General features: G+C 33.0%; 15 protein-coding genes. 12 read left to right on the top strand and 3 right to left on the bottom strand.

Features of this window, described 5'->3' with window-relative positions:
* Nucleotides 1–7 precede the first annotated feature (7 nt).
* A complete protein-coding gene (locus BM077_RS00440; protein WP_090003370.1) occupies nucleotides 8–637 on the top strand; it encodes a flavodoxin family protein in 630 nt (209 codons plus the stop codon).
* Nucleotides 638–754: 117 nt separating this feature from the next.
* Here the strand turns inward: BM077_RS00440 and BM077_RS00435 are convergent, their stop codons facing one another.
* Complete coding sequence (locus BM077_RS00435; RefSeq protein WP_089746995.1) at nucleotides 755–1,387, bottom strand: flavodoxin family protein; 633 nt, start codon at nucleotides 1,385–1,387, stop codon at nucleotides 755–757.
* A gap of 299 nt (nucleotides 1,388–1,686) precedes the next feature.
* On the opposite strand from BM077_RS00435, the gene BM077_RS00430 reads away from it, so the two are divergent.
* Both BM077_RS00430 and putP read left to right on the top strand, forming a co-directional pair.
* On the top strand, nucleotides 1,687–2,763 hold the full coding sequence (locus tag BM077_RS00430; protein ID WP_089746992.1) for an HD-GYP domain-containing protein: 1,077 nt from the start codon (nucleotides 1,687–1,689) through the stop codon (nucleotides 2,761–2,763).
* A gap of 110 nt (nucleotides 2,764–2,873) precedes the next feature.
* On the top strand, nucleotides 2,874–4,373 hold the full coding sequence (gene putP / locus BM077_RS00425; protein WP_089746989.1) for a sodium/proline symporter PutP: 1,500 nt from the start codon (nucleotides 2,874–2,876) through the stop codon (nucleotides 4,371–4,373).
* 60 nt (nucleotides 4,374–4,433) lie between these two features.
* On the opposite strand, the gene BM077_RS00420 is transcribed toward putP, so the two are convergent.
* Nucleotides 4,434–4,823, bottom strand: coding sequence for a hypothetical protein (locus tag BM077_RS00420; RefSeq protein ID WP_143018593.1), 390 nt, complete (start codon nucleotides 4,821–4,823; stop codon nucleotides 4,434–4,436).
* A gap of 158 nt (nucleotides 4,824–4,981) precedes the next feature.
* Between BM077_RS00420 and BM077_RS00415 the strand changes: the two genes are divergently transcribed.
* From BM077_RS00415 to carB, 3 genes are all read left to right on the top strand, one after another.
* Nucleotides 4,982–5,293 carry a hypothetical protein gene (locus tag BM077_RS00415; protein WP_089746986.1) on the top strand — a complete coding sequence of 104 codons (312 nt, stop codon included), beginning with the start codon at nucleotides 4,982–4,984 and terminating at the stop codon, nucleotides 5,291–5,293.
* A gap of 284 nt (nucleotides 5,294–5,577) precedes the next feature.
* On the top strand, nucleotides 5,578–6,660 hold the full coding sequence (gene carA / locus BM077_RS00410) for a glutamine-hydrolyzing carbamoyl-phosphate synthase small subunit (RefSeq protein WP_089746984.1): 1,083 nt from the start codon (nucleotides 5,578–5,580) through the stop codon (nucleotides 6,658–6,660).
* 13 nt (nucleotides 6,661–6,673) lie between these two features.
* A complete protein-coding gene (carB, locus tag BM077_RS00405) occupies nucleotides 6,674–9,877 on the top strand; it encodes a carbamoyl-phosphate synthase large subunit (protein WP_090003369.1) in 3,204 nt (1,067 codons plus the stop codon).
* A 101-nt stretch (nucleotides 9,878–9,978) separates the two neighbouring features.
* On the opposite strand, the gene BM077_RS00400 is transcribed toward carB, so the two are convergent.
* On the bottom strand, nucleotides 9,979–10,140 hold the full coding sequence (locus BM077_RS00400; protein ID WP_089746980.1) for a DUF1540 domain-containing protein: 162 nt from the start codon (nucleotides 10,138–10,140) through the stop codon (nucleotides 9,979–9,981).
* Between the two features lie 175 nt (nucleotides 10,141–10,315).
* Between BM077_RS00400 and BM077_RS00395 the strand changes: the two genes are divergently transcribed.
* From BM077_RS00395 to argH, 6 genes are all read left to right on the top strand, one after another.
* Entirely contained in the window at nucleotides 10,316–12,961 is a 2,646-nt protein-coding gene (locus BM077_RS00395) for an Eco57I restriction-modification methylase domain-containing protein (RefSeq protein ID WP_089746979.1), read from the top strand.
* Between the two features lie 94 nt (nucleotides 12,962–13,055).
* Complete coding sequence (locus BM077_RS00390) at nucleotides 13,056–13,934, top strand: SDR family oxidoreductase (protein WP_176941566.1); 879 nt, start codon at nucleotides 13,056–13,058, stop codon at nucleotides 13,932–13,934.
* A gap of 76 nt (nucleotides 13,935–14,010) precedes the next feature.
* Complete coding sequence (argF, locus tag BM077_RS00385) at nucleotides 14,011–14,952, top strand: ornithine carbamoyltransferase (RefSeq protein ID WP_089746975.1); 942 nt, start codon at nucleotides 14,011–14,013, stop codon at nucleotides 14,950–14,952.
* 58 nt (nucleotides 14,953–15,010) lie between these two features.
* On the top strand, nucleotides 15,011–16,219 hold the full coding sequence (locus tag BM077_RS00380; RefSeq protein ID WP_089746973.1) for an argininosuccinate synthase: 1,209 nt from the start codon (nucleotides 15,011–15,013) through the stop codon (nucleotides 16,217–16,219).
* A 34-nt stretch (nucleotides 16,220–16,253) separates the two neighbouring features.
* On the top strand, nucleotides 16,254–16,775 hold the full coding sequence (locus BM077_RS00375) for a GNAT family N-acetyltransferase (RefSeq protein ID WP_089746971.1): 522 nt from the start codon (nucleotides 16,254–16,256) through the stop codon (nucleotides 16,773–16,775).
* Nucleotides 16,756–18,132, top strand: a complete 1,377-nt coding sequence (argH, locus tag BM077_RS00370) for an argininosuccinate lyase (protein ID WP_089746968.1) — start codon at nucleotides 16,756–16,758, stop codon at nucleotides 18,130–18,132. Before BM077_RS00375 ends, argH begins: the two co-directional genes overlap by 20 nt.
* Nucleotides 18,133–18,185: the final 53 nt, after the last annotated feature.

The following is an 18,185-nucleotide window of genomic DNA, read 5'->3' as shown; positions in this document are numbered from 1 at the left end:
TAATTAAATGCCAAAATTATTAGGAATTAGCGGAAGTCCAGTTAAGAAGAGTAATACAGACCGGTTAATAGAATTAATATTAAAGAATAGTGGAGAAGACTATGAGTTAATTAAGCTATCCGATTATGATTTAAATCCTTGTCAAGCGTGTTTAGGCTGTGCATCAGATAATGTCTGTAAACAAGATGATGAGTGGTCAGAAGTTGCACCTAAGATTAAAGAAGCGGATGGTTTTGTAATTGGTGGTTATGCGCCTTATAATGCAATAGATGCAAGAACAAAGATTTTGATGGAAAGAATGTATTCTATGCGGCACCAGAAAGTTATGAACCAAGGTAAACCAGCTGTGGCAGTTGCTGTAGGAATGAAAGGAATGGGTAGCGTAGAAAATGCAGTAAATCAGATTGCAACATTTGCTGAAATGGAACAGATGAATCTCTTAGGAACAGTTATGGCTGATGGGAATGTTACCTGTCTTTCTTGTGGCTACGGAGAAGAATGTGAGGTCAGTGCATTGCCTATGTTATTTGGTGAAGATTGTGAGATCACTGATGATAAGTTTACGTCTATTGAAGAGCAAGATGAAGTAACTGATAAGGCTAAAGAATTAGCTCAAAAATTCAGAAGTGAACTATAAAGGTTGGATATGATTTATACACAGTTGAGGAAATGAAAAATATAGTTAATTGTTAATAAGAAAGGGAGATAGATACTATATGAATTAGGAGGGGTTTATTATTATCCCTCCTAATTATTAAATATCTTTTAATTTTTTAACTGCATTTTCTACTTGCGATAGAATTTGAGGATTGTCTTCCCAGGCATTAAACATATCTTGAGTAATATCCATGTCAAATACTTCTTCTCCGTATTTATGGTAAGCTCCTCCAATTTTACATTCTTGATGACGACCACATTTAAAACAAGGCATTATTCCTGATTCATATTTAACAAACTCAAGAATTTCAACATCGAAGGGGTCCAATAATCGATTAAACTGTTCCTCTATTTTTTCAAGGAATCCGCCTCCAGAAACTGCTAGAACAAAGGGTTTACCAGCAATGGTGTTGTTTACATGTCGATAGCCAAAGAATCTTTCTAAAAAGCTTATAGTCATTGCATTAATTGAACCAAAGTAAATAGGGCTTCCTACTACTACTGCATCTGCTTCTTTGATTTTTTTGTAGTAAGGGTAGAGGTCATCCTTAAGTCGACATTCCTGAGGTTCAGCACATAGATTTGCACATCCTTTACAGCCAGAATAATTCAAATCAGTAAGCTTTACGAATTCAGCCTCAAATCCACTTTCATCCATAATAGTTTTAACCATTCGGTCAACATTTGTTTTCCTTCCAATTGCTCCGGCACTAAAACCTATAATTTTCACTCTTTTACCTCCTTAATATGTAATCTGTGTTTTATTTTACCACCTTACTCACAATTATAACTAACTCTTACGTAATTGTAAAGTATTAAATATAAATGATTCTTAATAAATTAGAAATCTAACTTGGTAGTAATGAATGGTTATAGCTCAATTCATTAGTGATTTTCAGCACATAAATTGCAGGTAAATATAATTTAATATAGAATTATATAGTAAAGCAAAGTGAAAAGGTTATTGTTTGTATAGAATACATAAAATGAAAATAGAGTTTTAATTTGTAGCAATGGGGGTTGACAATAATGTATTTAGCCGAAGTTACAAAGTTAGACCCTGGCGTTAAATTAGCTAAGGATATATATACTGCTGATGACAAAATTTTACTTAAAAAAGATATTAAATTAACCAAAAATTACATAGAAAAATTAAAGGAATTAAATATAAATTATATTTATGTTAAAGATAAGAAATTAAAAGATGATATAGAAGTTGAAGAAATAGTTTCGGATAAAATCAAACGTGAAGCAGTAGTTATAGCTAAAGAGTGTTTAAAAAATGTTAATTTGAATAAAGAGTCTCGTAGATTAATTCAACCTGAAAAGATTATCAATTTAGTTGAGGAAATTTTAGAGGATATCAGGAATAATCGTGATATAATTATTAATTTGCGAGATATTAGAAAGTTAGAAGATGAGTTATTCTTTCACTTAGTTAATGTTACTATCTTTTCTTTAATTCTTGGGGAAAGTTTAAATTATACTCAAGAGGAATTGAAATTATTAGGAATAGGTGCTTTTTTGCATGATATCGGTAAGGCGTTAGTGCCGGCTGAAATTTTAAATAAACCAGCGAAGTTATCAGATGCAGAGTTTGAGGTAGTGAAGAAGCATACTGTTTATGGATATAGTCTTTTAACAAAGCATACTGATATTGATGAATTATCAGCACGTATTGCTTATCAGCATCATGAGCGATGTGATGGTTCGGGTTATCCTTTAGGAATTGAGCAAGAAGAGATTCATGAATTCGGAAGAGTAGTTGCTATTGCTGATGTCTTTGATGCTATGCGCAGTGATAGAGTTTATAGACCTGCTTGTAGTATAAGAGAAGTGATTGAATATCTATATACGATGATAACTAAACAGCAACTAGATGATAGATTGATGGAAGAGTTTTTAAATTATTTAACTCCTTATCCGGTTGGGACAAAAGTTAAGTTAAATAATGGGTATGAAGGTGTAGTTATTAAAGCTAGAAAACATGCTAATTCAAGACCGGTAATTAAAGTTTTAAAGCATGATGATGAAGAATTACCTGAGCCAATAACAATTGATTTAAATGAAAAGGTTGATCTTATTATTGAAGAAGAGATAGTTTAGTAATAAACGGGAAACAAGTTTATAATTATAAATAGATTTGAATAAAAAGATGACTTATGTTATCATTAATATCATATAATTTTTATTTTAGCAGGGAGGAATAAAGAAGTATGATTAAGATGCAGACTTTAATAACATTTATATTTTATTTTATCTTTTTAATGGGAGTTGGACTTTATTTTTATAAGAAGACAGTTGATATTGAAGATTACTTATTAGGTGGACGAGGCATGGGTAGTTGGGTGACTGCTTTATCTGCTCAGGCAAGTGATATGAGTGGGTGGTTATTAATGGGGCTACCTGGCGCTATATACATAGGTGGAATGGGACAGGCATGGATAGCTATCGGTCTATTTATTGGAACAGCTTTAAATTGGAAGTTTGTTGCTCCTAGGTTGAGAATGTATACTGAAAAGACAGATTCAATGACTTTAGCATCATTTTTTGAAGACCGTTTTAAAGACCCAACAGGATTATTAAGAATTATAGCAGCGATTATAACCTTATTATTCTTTACAATTTATACGTCGTCTGGATTAGTAGCTGCTGGTAAGCTATTTGAATCGATGTTTAGTATTGATTATACTTTAGCGGTACTTATTGGCGGATTAATAATTGTTTTATATACTTTTTTAGGTGGATTTATGGCAGTCTGTTGGACTGATTTTTTCCAAGGATTACTTATGTTTGGTGCGATAATAGTTGTGCCTTTTTTAGCTTATAATTATGTAGGTGGAGCGACTGAAATTACAAGTGCAATGAATCTTAAAGGTGTTTCAACTAGTTTATTTGGTAAAGAGTTTTCTATTATGGCTACTATTTCAACTATGGCTTGGGGATTAGGATATTTTGGACAGCCACATATTTTAGCTAGATTTATGAGTATTGAATCAGTTAAAAAGCTTCCAAAAGCAATGACTATTGCTGTTGTTTGGGTCTTTATCTCTTTAGGTGGGGCAGTGATTATAGGGCTTATTTCGATTCCTATGTTTGAAAATTTGGCTAGTGGAGATAATGAGAAAGTATTTATCTATATGATTGAGCAATTATTTAACCCATGGATTGGTGGTATCTTATTAGCGGCTATTTTATCTGCAATTATGTCTACTATAGATTCACAGTTATTAGTTTCATCTTCTACTTTGACTGAGGATTTTTATAAAAAAGTTATAAATAAGGAAGCGTCGGAAGAGAAATTAATGAAGATTGGTAGAATCTGTGTAATCTTAATTGCGATAGTAGCTTTATTCTTAGCTTTAAATCCTAATAATACCGTCTTAGGTCTTGTTGCCTATGCTTGGGGAGGATTTGGGGCTGCTTTTGGTCCGATAGTTTTATTTGCGCTCTTTTCTAAAAAGACAAGTTGGAAATCTGCTTTAGCAGGAATGGTTACCGGAACTATTGTTTTGGTAGTTTGGAAGCAGATCGGTTTAGGTGCTACTATGTACGAAATAGTACCTGGTTTTATTATTAATGCTTTGACTATTTTGATTGTTAATACTTTTGTTACTCAAGAAGATGAAGAGATTTTAGATGAATTTGAAGAAGTAACTAGATTAGCTAAAACTGATGAATTAATGGAAGAAGATAGTATGGAAATAGCTTCATAATAATATATCATTAATGTAAAAGACGAAGGTAGTATGCCTTCGTCTTTTTTAATAAAGAAGTTATTTAGTAGTAGCTCTTTGACCTAGATAAACTGTATAAGCGACTATTATTCCAAATAGTAAAAACGCAGTTAATGAGATGATTAAGTTTGTTCCTTGCATCCAAGTAGTAGTTATCGTTCCTTGGCTGGCGGCAATAGGTAAGACAATTACCCATACTAAAAAACCATATATTATACCTATTAACCATTTGCTTAAAGAGGCGATAGATTTAACATTATTGACTAAATAAACTAGAATCCAACCTGCGATTTGTCCAACGATAATGTGTATTAAAAGTTGACCTAATGAAAACTTAGGGTTTAATGTTGATATATTAAGACTTTCACCAGTAAAAACTATTCCTGCTTGTGCTAATGATGCTAATAGAAATCCAATAAAATAATTCATTATCATTTTTAGCTCCTTCTTTTTTAGATGTTATTATTATTCTCCTTATAAATTTATAATTCATACAAGGATAAATTTACCTAATCTCTGTGATATTCTTCATAGAAAATAATTCTAATTTAAGATAATATTATTTAAAAGATTAGGGAGGAGATAAGATGTCTACAACGGATCTGTATAGAAGTGAGGTTGAGCGTATTACAGAAATAATTAAAGAAGAGTATGAACCGGATAAGATTATTCTTTTTGGAACTAATCAGGTTATGATTAATATGTTAATTGTTAAAGAAACTGAGATGAGGAGTTATGAACGTGGAACAGTAGTTTCTAATTTAATTACTAACCGTAAATTGCCTTTTAATCCTTTTGTATTTACTCCTGATGAACTAACTCCTGAAACTAGATTAGGACCTATGCTTTATAAAGAAGTCTTAGAAGAAGGAGAAGTACTGTATATAAGAGAAGATTAATTGTAGGAGAGGAAATTATTGTAAATTAGGCTGACTTATCAATTAAAGTGGCAAGTTATTATGGCGAGAAAATAAATTTGAATATTTTTTAGTTGTAATTTATTAATAATATATAATTAAATATTAGAATAGAGGACACCAGTTCAGTGGTGTCTTTTTATTTTTGTAAAAATTTAATAATACGTTTGCATCTTTATACATTATGATGTATAATTATTAACAACAATTAATAAGCAATAACCAATTCTGTTAAAAACTTAACTTAAATAGATGGAGGGGATAGTATGAAGGCGATTTTAGCTTTAGAAGATGGCACATATTTTATTGGCGAGTCATTTGGTGCTACTGGTGAGGTAGATGGTGAGGTAGTATTTAATACTAGTATGACCGGTTATCAGGAAGTGATGACTGACCCATCTTACCGCGGTCAAATTGTGAATATGACTTATCCATTAATCGGTAACTATGGGATTAATGATGAAGATAATGAATCTAAAGAACCACAAGTTAGTGGTTTTATAGTTAGAGAGAGTTGTAATTATCCTAGTAATTGGCGTTGTCAAGAGACGGATGAAGAATTTTTAAAGCATCATAATGTGGTTGGCATTCAAGGAATTGACACTCGCTCTTTAACAAAGCATATTAGAGATCATGGAATGATGCAAGCAGTAATTTCAACTGAGGACTTAAATCCAGAAAGCTTAATTCAGAAAGCAAAGGCAAGTAGTTTAGGTAGTGATTTAGTTTATGAAGTTACTACTAATGAGAAATACTCCTTAGATGCTATTACTGACCAAGCTAAATATCATATTGCAGTCTTAGATTTAGGAGTTAAGAATAATATCTTAGAGTCGTTTAGAAAGTGTAATGTTAAGCTAACTGTCTTACCAGCAGAAACATCGGCTGATGAGATTTTAGAAATTAATCCTGATGGTGTTTTCATTTCTAATGGTCCAGGCGACCCTAAAGATGTACCAGAAGTTGTAACAGAAGTAAAGAAGTTAGTTGGGAAAGTGCCGCTATTTGGGATCTGTTTTGGACATCAGATTCTTGGTTTAGCTTTAGGGGCTGATACTTATAAACTTAAGTTCGGACATCGAGGAGCGAATCATCCAGTTAAAGATTTGAGTACTGGGCAAGTATATATTACTTCCCAGAATCATGGTTATGCTATTAAAGCAGATTCGTTACCGAAAGAAATTATAGTTACCCATAAAAATTTAAACGATGGGACGATAGAGGGGATGAAGCATAGACAGCTACCTATCTGTTCGGTGCAGTATCATCCAGAAGCAGCACCAGGACCGAATGATTCAGAGTATTTGTTTAATGAATTTATTAAACTACTAGTTGATTCAGCAGCTTAGGAGGGGATTCTTTATGCCAAAAAATAAAAGTTTAAATAAAGTATTAGTCATTGGCTCCGGTCCAATTATTATTGGGCAGGCAGCCGAATTTGACTATTCTGGAACACAAGCCTGTAAAGCATTAAGAGAAGAAGGAATAGAAGTAGTATTAGTTAATAGTAATCCAGCGACAATTATGACAGATACTGATATAGCAGATAAGGTTTATGTAGAACCGATAACTATAGATTTTGTAGAGAGAGTAATTGAAATTGAAGAGCCTGATGGTATTTTACCGACTTTAGGAGGGCAGACCGGACTTAATTTAGCTGTAGACTTAGCAGAGGCTGGAGTTTTAGAAAGAACAGGAGTTAATCTATTAGGTACTTCCTTAGATTCTATTCAAAAGGCTGAAGACCGAGATAGATTTAGAAGTACCATGCAGAAGATTGGAGAGCCGGTGGCAGAAAGCGAGATAATAGGTAGCCTAGAAGAGGCAGAAGAATTTGTAGCAAAGATTGGTTATCCAGTTATAATTAGACCAGCTTATACAATGGGTGGTACCGGCGGAGGAATCGCTGATGATCAAGAACAGTTAGAGAATATAGTGAGTCGAGGTCTAAATAATAGTCCGATTAGTCAGGTCTTGATTGAACGAAGTATTAAAGGCTGGAAAGAGATCGAGTATGAGGTTTTAAGAGATGGTAATAATAACTGCATTACCGTTTGTAATATGGAGAACTTTGATCCAGTCGGAATTCATACCGGAGATAGTATAGTGGTAGCACCTAGTCAAACCTTAGCAGACTTAGAATATCAGATGTTACGTTCAGCTTCAATAAAGATAATTAGAGAGTTAGAAATTGAAGGTGGGTGTAATATTCAGTTTGCTTTAAATCCTAATAGCTTAGAATATTGTGTAATTGAGGTTAATCCACGAGTGAGTCGTTCTAGTGCTTTAGCATCAAAAGCAACCGGATATCCGATCGCTAGGGTAGCAGCCAAGATCGCTATTGGGTTGAGATTAGATGAAATAGAAAATTCAATTACTAAGGAGACTACTGCTTGTTTTGAACCAACTTTAGACTATGTAGTAGCTAAGATTCCAAGATGGCCGTTTGATAAGTTTAGTTTTGCTGATCGAGATTTGGCTACTCAGATGAAAGCAACTGGCGAAGTAATGGCAATTGGGAGAAATTTTGAAGAAGCTATGATGAAAGCGATTGATTCGTTAGATACCGATATTGATTTAATCTCTGCTGATTTTAGTCATTTATCCGATGACGAGATTAAAGAGGAGTTAGCAGTACCAACTGATGAAAGGCTATTTATTATTGTAGAGGCTCTTAAGCGAGGATTTGATTTACTAGAGATATTTGAAATTACCGAAGTCGATAAATTCTTTCTCTTTAAAGTAGCGTATTTAGTAGAGGAAGCAACTAACTTAAAGAATACTACCTTAGAAGAATTAGATAAAGATAAATTTAGAACACTGAAGCGGAATGGTTTTTCTGATGCTTATATTGCTGACTTAATAGGCTCTAATGAGGAAGAGGTATCAACTAAACGAAAAGAGTTAGAAGTAGAAGCGGTATTTAAAATGGTAGATACCTGTGCAGCAGAGTTTGAAGCTGCTACCCCTTACTATTATTCTACTTATGAGTTAGAAGATGAGACTTTCGATTCTAAGAATGATAGTGTATTAGTAGTTGGTTCTGGTCCGATTAGGATCGGACAAGGAATAGAATTTGATTACTGCAGTGTCCATTCGGTAAAGGCTCTATCGGAAGAGAATATAGAATCATTAATTGTTAATAATAATCCAGAAACTGTTAGTACCGATTATGATACTTCAGATAAGTTATTCTTTGAACCGATAACCCCGGAGCACTTAATGAATATCATCGATAGAGAAGACCCGAAAGGAGTAATCTTACAGTTTGGAGGACAGACAGCAATTAATGTAGCTAAACCATTAGCTGAAAGAGGAGTAAAAGTTTTAGGAACTTCCGTAGAGAGTATAGATTTGGCAGAAGATAGACAGAAGTTTGGTGAAGTGTTAGATGAATTAGAGATTAGGTATCCGGAAGGTTCTACAGCTACTTCAACTGATGAGGCTTTAGAAATTGCAGAAGATTTAGGCTATCCATTATTAGTTAGACCTTCTTATGTACTAGGTGGGCGCGCTATGGAGGTTGTTTATAAAGAGCAAGAACTTCTAGAATATATGGAGTTAGCAGTAGAGGCTTCTCCGGAGCATCCAGTCTTAATTGATAAGTATATTCTTGGTAAAGAGGTAGAGGTAGATGCAATTGCTGATGGTGAGAATGTAGTGATCCCTGGAATTATGGAGCATATTGAGAAAGCAGGGGTTCATTCAGGCGATAGCATGGCTGTTTATCCTCCACAGACCTTAAGTCAGAAGCAGATTGATGAGATTGTTGATTATACGGTTAAGTTAGCAAGAAGGTTAGAAGTACAAGGGTTAGTAAATATACAATTTGTTATCGACCAGGAAGGTAAGCCTTATGTATTAGAAGTTAATCCAAGGGCTAGTAGAACGATTCCAATCTTAAGTAAGGTTACAGGAGTGCCGATGGTGAAACTAGCTACTAAAGCGATGTTAGGGAAGAAACTTCCGGAGTTAGGTTACGAATATGGCTTAGTACCAGAATCAGAATTAATCACTGTTAAATCACCAGTATTTTCTTTTGAAAAGTTAGCTGATGTAGATATCTTTTTAGGTCCGGAGATGAAGTCAACTGGGGAGGTAATGGGAACTGACACTACTTTCTCAAAAGCATTATATAAATCTATCTTATCAGCAGGTTTTAATCTTCCACAGGGAGGAAAAGTGCTATTATCAGTAGCTGACAGAGATAAGGAAGCGACTATTGATTTGGCAAATGAGCTTATTGAATTAGGTTTTAGTTTAATTGGGACTACTAATACGGCTAAGAAGTTATTTGAAGTAGGGATTGAAATAGAAACTGTACTTAAGCATAGTCAGGGTGAAGATGTTTTTGACTTGATTAAGGAGAATGAGGTCGATTTAGTAATCAATACTCCTACTAGAGGTAAGATTGCTAATAGAACTGGGTTTCAGATAAGAAGAACAGCAGTTGAATATAATGTTCCGTGTTTGACTTCGATTAGTACGGCTAAAGCTTTAGTAGAGATGTTAAAAGAAGACTTAGATAACTTTCAGGTCTTATCATTGGATAAATATTTAGCTTAGTCTATAAGCAAGTGTCAGTAAATTAAAGCAAGAGAATGATTGAAAATATTATAATCATAATTTGAAACTCCTGGTTTCTAACCAGGAGTTTTTTGATATGATTAACTTAAATCTGTTTTAGGTGTGAAAGTTTTGCATGCAGTATCATCTGAAGTACTAATCATATGATCTTGCATTCCTTCTTTCACTTGAATTGTAGAAGCTTGGCATAAGTCACTTGTATTATACTGACATTCTTCTACATTGCATTTGATTTTAGACATCGAGGCCACCTCCTTCTTACTTTTAGGTCTCTTTTATTTTTTTCTAAGTTATAAATTTTTATGTAAGTAAATTTTATAATTTTAGTTTCGGTTTTATAATGTCTAAAGGAAATTTGGTAAAGATTAAAGAATAAATCATAGTAGTGTTAAAATAAGGGAGTTGATATTTCTAGTTATGGAAGATATAGTAGTAGAATTCTATAATTTATATAAAGAGACGCGAATAAGACTATTTAAACATTTAAAAGAGTATAATTCTAATTGTGACGAAGAGGTTTTATTAGAAAAATCCCAAAAAGTACTAGATCGGATTATTTTTATCTGTTTTTGTGAAGACTTAGGATTATTACCAGCTAATATTTTACAAAAAGTAATTCAGAGAGCTAATAATTCCTTTACAATCAGCAAGACACCGGTTTGGGATGAGATTAGAGGACTTTTTAAAGCTATAGATCAAGGAAGTTCAGAATATAATATTAATGCTTATAATGGAGGATTATTTAAAGAAGATAAAGTTTTAAATGGATTATTAATTAAAGATGATTTTTTTGAACTAATAGAGCAAATTGCTGATTATGATTTTAATAATGATTTAGATGTTAATATCTTAGGGCATATCTTTGAGCAGTCTATTACTGATATTGCAGAGCTAAAAGCTAATATTTTCAGTGATGAAGACGAGGTTAAGGCTACTCAAAAGAAGAAGACAGGTATCTTTTATACGCCAGAATATATTGCTAAATATATAGTAAAGAATTCGATTGATGTATATTTGAAGAAAGTTAGAGAAGAGTTAGGAGAGAGTGATTTACCAGATGTTGATTCTGCATCTACAGCTCAGTTAAAAGAAAAGTATAAAGCAGCACATTTAGAATTTTATAGAAAATATGAAGAGCAGCTAAAGAAAGTTAAAGTCTTAGATCCCGCTTGTGGATCAGGGGCTTTTTTAACTCAAGCTTTTGATTATTTATTAGAAGAGTATCAAAAAGTTTATGAAAAGATTGACTTTCTTAGGAATGAATATGGACAAAGAAGTATCTTTAGTTTAACTCCTTTACAGAAAGAAGTTTTACAGAATAATATTTATGGTGTAGACCTTAATGAAGAAGCAGTAGAGATTACTAAGTTATCCTTATGGTTAAAAACAGCAAGCCAAAATCAATCTTTAGCTAGTCTTGATAGCAATATTAAGGTTGGGAATTCGCTAATTGAAGATGAAGAGATAGCTGGAGATAAAGCTTTTAAATGGAATCAGGAATTTCCTCAAATTATGGATAATGGAGGCTTTGACATAGTTTTAGGGAATCCACCTTGGGTCTCTCTAACTGGAAAATTTGCTAATCAAATTTCTGAAGGTGAAATAGATTACTTAATAAACAGATATGAATCTAATACTTATATGCCGAATTTATATGAGTACTTTGTTAAATTATCACTACAGTTAACAAAAGATGGGGGAGTTCATTCTTTTATTGTGCCAGATCGACTAGGGTTTAACCAACAATTTGTTAATTTGCGAGAAAAAATATTAAAGAATTATACTTTAATGAAATTAATGTATAGGGTTGACTTCCCAAGGATTACGACTGATACAATGGTTTATACTATTAAAAAGTCAAAACCTGAAAAAGATCATATAATTGAAGTAAAATCATACGGAAATGATTACTTAAAGATTCAACAGCAAGATTATTTATGTCATGATAATTTTACGTTTGATTATTTTGATAACCAAGAAGCTTATAATATTATCTGTAAAATGGAAGAGAATAAAAAAAGCATCTTGTTAAGTTCTATTGTTAAATCTACTTCTGGTTTCGGAGGAAAAGCCTTTAAAATAGCTGAAACAAAAGAATCTAAAGAACAGCTTAAAGTTTATAAAGGAGAAGATATAGGTCGATATCAGATTAAAGGATGTCATTATTTTGAATTTAAAGATGAAAATATTACTGGAAGAACAAGAGATGAAGAAAAATTATCATTTCCAGAAAAGGTACTCTTAAGAAAGACAGGGAGAAGTATTATTGCTACTTATGATGATAGTGGGGTTTTCCCTGAACAGTCTCTATATTTTCTTTATGAGCCTAAACAAGAATATGACTTAAAATATATATTAGCTTTAATGAATAGTAGATTATTCAGTTTTTACTATACAACCCGATTAGTTACTAATTTAGAGTCAATGCCACAGTTAAAGAATCATCATTTAGAGAAGTTTCCTATTTTGGAATTGGAAAAAGAGAAGCAAGAAGAGTTTGTTAATTTAGTTAATAGGTTATTAGAGCTATATGAGGTATTAAATAAATTAAAGAATACCAGCTTTATAGATTTAATTAATGGACACATTTCTAAAGGTGGTTTGCAATTAGCAGATATAGTAGGAAAGGATAATTCGTTTTATGATAAAGTTTATTCTGGTCGGGCAAGTAAAGTTAGAGCAATGACGATTAATATTGAAGATTCTATTTTAACGCTTTATGCTGATAAAACGAGTAATAGGAAGTATGAGCTGATAAAATTTGAAGTTCAAGATGAAGCTAAACAACAGTATATTAAGTATTATTTTGAGAACTTGAGTGATGAGAAGCTAGAAGAAGTGAATAGATTTAGTGGGGGTTTAATTCAAAAAATTTTACAGATTGAAATATCTAACTATAATCAAGATGAGATAGTAAAAAGAATAGTTAGTGACTGGAATGAGACCCAAGAGAAGATTAAAGAATTAGAATTTAGTATTGAGAAGATTGAGCAACAGATAGAACGAATGGTTTATAATATTTATGAATTAACAACAGAAGAAATTGATGTAGTTTCAAAATAATAGAGTAATATCAGTTAAATAATTAGTTTATAAGTATAATCAATTGAAGATGCAAGCAACTTGAATGATGAATAATAAGGAGTTGAAACAAACAATGAAGCAAAAGACAAAGTTACTTTTAACCGGGGCAACAGGATTTATTAATTCTCGTTTACAACGATATTATGAAGATAAGTATGAGATAGTTGGTTTAACTAGGAAAGATGCCGATATTACTGATTTCAAAAAGATAGAAAGAATTTTGAAAAAAGAGAATCCAGATATTATTTTACATGGGGCAGCAATAGCGGCTACTGATACCTGTGAAGAGAATCCTGATTTAGCTTATCGAGTTAATACCAAAAGTGCGGTTCATATCGGTAGGATAGCAGCAGAAATTGGTGCTAAATTAGTATTCTACTCGACAGAGCAAGTCTTTAATGGTAATCAAAAGACTGGCCCTTATATAGAAGAGGATAATCCTGTGCCTAATACTACATATGGAAAAACAAAATTAAAAGCAGAAGAAAAACTACGTGAAGTTATAGATGAATTATGGATTTTAAGATTTAATTGGGTTTATGGTGCTTATGAACGTAAGATGCCGATGGGGAGTAATATATTTAGTCAAGTCTTCAATGCTATCTTGAGGAATGAAGGGATTAAGGTTGCTGTTAATGAATATCGAGGAATGACGTATGTATACGATTTGATTGGGAATATTGAAGAAGTTTTTAAATTACCTTATGGTGCCTACCACTTTGGCAGTGAAAATGAATTAAGTAGATATGAAACTACTAAGTTGATTTTTGAAGAGTTGCAAATGCCAGAAGAGAAGACTGAAAGAATATTGATTCCTGATTATGAAAAATATAGTGCTAATAAGCCAAGAGACCTTAGGTTAGATTGTAGCAAAGTAAAGAGGCAGGGTATTGATTTCCCAAAAACAAGAATTGGAGTTGAAAATTTTATTAATGAATATAATTTCAAATAAAATCATAAAACCCCTTGCATAATTATTCTATAGCATGTATAATTATAAAAAAGCTAGATGCAAGGGGTGAAAGGTAATGAAGAATCATTTATTAACAGTTGCGGATTTGACAGTTGAGGATATAGAGGGAATATTTGAATTGACAGATAAACTAAAGGAAGAAGTAAAGAATGGAGTTGATCATCCAATCTTAGCAGGTAAGGCTTTAGGGATGATCTTCCAAAAATCATCAACAAGAACTAGAGTTTCTTTTGAAACAGGTATGTTTCAATTAGGGGGGCATGCTTTATTCTTAAGTTCTAACGATATTCAGTTAGGAAGAGGAGAGTCAATTAGTGATACGGCTAAGACTCTATCTAGATATATTGATGGGATTATGATTAGAACTTATGACCATAGTGATGTAGAGGAGTTAGCTGAAGAGGGAACAGTTCCAGTTATCAATGGATTGACTGATCTCTTACATCCTTGTCAGATTTTAGCTGATTTATATACTATTCAAGAGAAGAAAGGGAATTTAGAAGGCAAGAAGCTAGCTTATCTTGGCGATGGAAATAATATAGCTAATTCATTATTATTAGGAACTACTAAAGTAGGAATGGATGTTGCCATAGCAACTCCAGATGATTATAAGCCTAATTCAGAAATAATCGCTAAAGCGAAGAAACAAGCAGAGAAAAGTGGTAGTAAAGTAGAGATTATTGACGATCCAGAGGCAGCAGTTAAAGATGCTGATGCAGTCTATACCGATACTTGGGCTAGTATGGGGGATGAAGATGAGAAGGAAGCTAGAATGAAGGATTTTGATGGCTATCAAGTAACTACAGAGTTAATGAGTACAGCTAAAGATGATGCTATATTCTTGCATTGTTTACCTGCTTATAGAGGACAGGAAATGACTGATGAAGTTATCGACGGACCACAATCAGTTGTTTTTGATGAAGCAGAGAATAGAATGCATGTACAAAAGGCAATAATGGCAAAATTAATGGCAGATAATGAAGGAAAAGATCTATAATTAATGAATAGATTAGAAGAGATAGATAAAATATAATAATATTCAAGGAGGAGTCATAATGAGTAAGAAAGATATTAATAAGATTGTTTTAGCGTATTCAGGAGGGTTAGATACATCGGTAGCAATTAAATGGATTAAAGATGAATATGATGCCGAAGTAATTGCATTTGCCGCTGATGTAGGACAGAATGAAGATTTAGAGCCTTTAGAAGAGAAGGCATTGGCTACAGGTGCCAGCAAGATATATATTGAAGATTTAAAAGAAGAGTTTTTGAAGGACTATGCTTTTAAAGGGCTTAAAGCAGGAGCTAAGTATGAAGGGAAATATCCATTAGCTACAGCTTATTCACGACCATTAATTGCTAAGAAGATGATTGAGATTGCTAAGAAGGAAGGTGCAGATGCTGTTGCTCACGGCTGTACAGGAAAGGGTAATGACCAGGTTAGGTTTGATGTGTCATATCATGCTTTAGATCCAGATATCAAGATTGTTGCTCCATTACGAGAATGGGAATTTGGCTCTAGAGAAGAAGAGATCGATTATGCTAATGAGAATGATATTCCAGTAGGAGCTACGAAAGAAAATCCATATAGTATTGATCGTAATTTATGGGGGATTAGTATTGAATGTGGAATTTTAGAAGATCCATGGGCTGAGCCACCTGCAGAGGTTTATCAGATTACGGCTGCTCCAGAAGATGCTCCAGATGAAGCAGAATACATAGAGGTTACGTTTGCAAATGGTGAGCCAATAGCACTTAATGGCGAAGAGTTAGGGCCAGTTGAATTAGTAAATGAGTTAAATGAGATTGCTGCTAAACATGGTGTTGGTCGAGTAGATATGGTTGAAAATAGATTAGTAGGAATTAAGTCGCGTGAAATCTATGAAGCACCAGCGGCAGAGGTTTTATTAGATGCTCATAGACATTTAGAAGACTTAGTTTTAGATCGAGAGACTTATCATTATAAAGAATTAATTTCTGAAAAGTATGCAGAGTTAACATATTATGGTCAGTGGTTCTCACCTTTACGAGAAGCATTAGATGCATTTATTGATAGCACTCAGCAGTATGTAAACGGTACTATTAGAGTAAAATTATATAAAGGAAATGCTACAGTAGTTGGTAGAAAATCTGATAACTCATTATACCAAGAGAACTTAGCTACTTATGAGAAATCAGATACATTTAATCACGATGCGGCAATCGGTTTTATTGAATTATTTGGGTTGCCATTAAAGGTGCATGGTAAAGTCAATAATGAATAATAGTTTAAACTTTAAAATAAGGAGGGAAGAGAGCATGGATATTAAAATTAAGAAAGCAGAGCTAGCTGATAGCGATTTGGTATTTAACTTAACTAAACGAGCTTTTCAACATTATAATGATCCATCTCTCTTTCCGACTACGCCAGCTTTATTGGAAACTAGAGAAGATGTAAAAAGAGAGATTAAAAAGAAAGAGATATTAATTGCTTATTTAAATAATAAACCTGTTGGTTCAGTTCGTTATCATTCATCAGATGGAGAGACATTTTATTTAAGTAGGCTAGGTGTATTAGCTAAATATCAAAATCGAAATGTTGGTCAGAGGTTAATTAATGAAGTAGAAGCAAGAGTTAAAGCTAAAGGCGGCAAGCGAGTTACTCTATACTCTGCTTATAGATTAAAAGGTTTACTTGATTTTTATAAAAGTTTAGGTTATAAGGTTGTTGATTTAAAAGAAGATGCTGATTACACAAGAGCAGTAATTAGTAAAGAATTGAATACTGAAGGTTCCGAAGATGATAAGGAGGAAGAAGGATATGAAATTATGGGGAGGTAGATTTGAAGCAGAAACAGACCAATTAGTAGAAGAGTACACTTCCTCAATTGGGTTTGATAAACGATTATATAGATATGATATTCAAGGAAGCATTGCTCATGTAAAGATGTTAGCCCATTGTGACATCTTGACTGAAGAAGAAAAAGACCAAATTATCGCTGGATTAAAAGAAATTTTAGAAGAGATTGAAGCCGGTGAATTTGAGTTTGAAGTTGCTTTAGAAGATATTCATATGAATATTGAAAAGAGGTTAACTGATAAGATTGGCGCGGTAGGAGGAAAGTTACATACTGCTCGGAGTAGAAATGACCAAGTAGCTCTCGATATGCGTCTTTATCTTAAAGATCGAATTGAGGATATTAAAGGATTAATTGAGAAATTACAAAAAGTATTATTGAACTTAGCTGAAGAGAATGTTGATGTTATAATGCCAGGCTATACTCATTTACAACGAGCCCAGCCAGTTAGAGTAGCACATCATTTATTAGCTTATTATAGCAAATTAAAACGAGATTATGAACGTTTTATTGACTGTTATAAAAGGACTAATGTTTTACCCTTAGGAGCAGGTGCTTTAGCTGGAACAACTTTTGATATTGACCGTCAATTTGTAGCTGATGAACTAGGATTTGATGGAGTGAGTCAGAATAGTTTGGATACAGTTAGTGACCGAGACTTTGTAATTGAATTTTTATCTGCATCTTCAATATTGATGATGCATTTAAGTAGGTTTAGTGAAGAATTAGTTTTATGGACTTCACAGGAGTTTAATTTCGTTAATATTGATGATGCATTCTGTACAGGTAGTAGTATTATGCCACAAAAGAAGAACCCCGATGTTCCTGAGCTAATTCGAGGTAAGACGGGGCGAGTTTACGGTCATTTAATGCAACTTTTAACCGTGATGAAAGGATTACCACTAGCTTATAATAAAGATATGCAGGAAGATAAAGAAGGATTATTTGATACTGTAGATACCTTAACCGGAGCGTTAGAATTATTTGCTCGGATGTTATCTAAAACAACATTTAAGAAAGAAAGAGTAGAAGCAACAGCTGAAGATGGATTTACTAATGCAACTGATGTAGCTGATTATTTAGTTGAAAAAGGTCTACCATTTAGAGAAGCCCATGAAGTGGTAGGGAAGACGGTTCTCCATTGTGTAAAAAAAGAGAAGAAGTTATCTGATTTAAGATTAGATGAATGGCAGCAATTTTCAAATCAGTTTACTAGTGATATTTATGATAAGATTGCTTTAGAGGCTGTTGTAGATGCAAGAAGTTCTATAGGTGGTCCGGCAAAAGAAGAAGTTTTACGAGTGATTACAAATGAAAAAGAAGCTTTAGGATTAGATTAATCAAGGGTAGATATGCTCAATTAAGCATATCGCCCTTGATTTGTTTTTATTAT

It is taken from the genome of Candidatus Frackibacter sp. WG13 (assembly GCF_900114655.1).
Lineage (GTDB): Bacteria > Bacillota > Halanaerobiia > Halobacteroidales > Acetohalobiaceae > Frackibacter.
The sequence above is the reverse complement of the archived record's forward strand: the minus strand, read 5'-3'. Positions and strand labels throughout refer to the sequence as shown.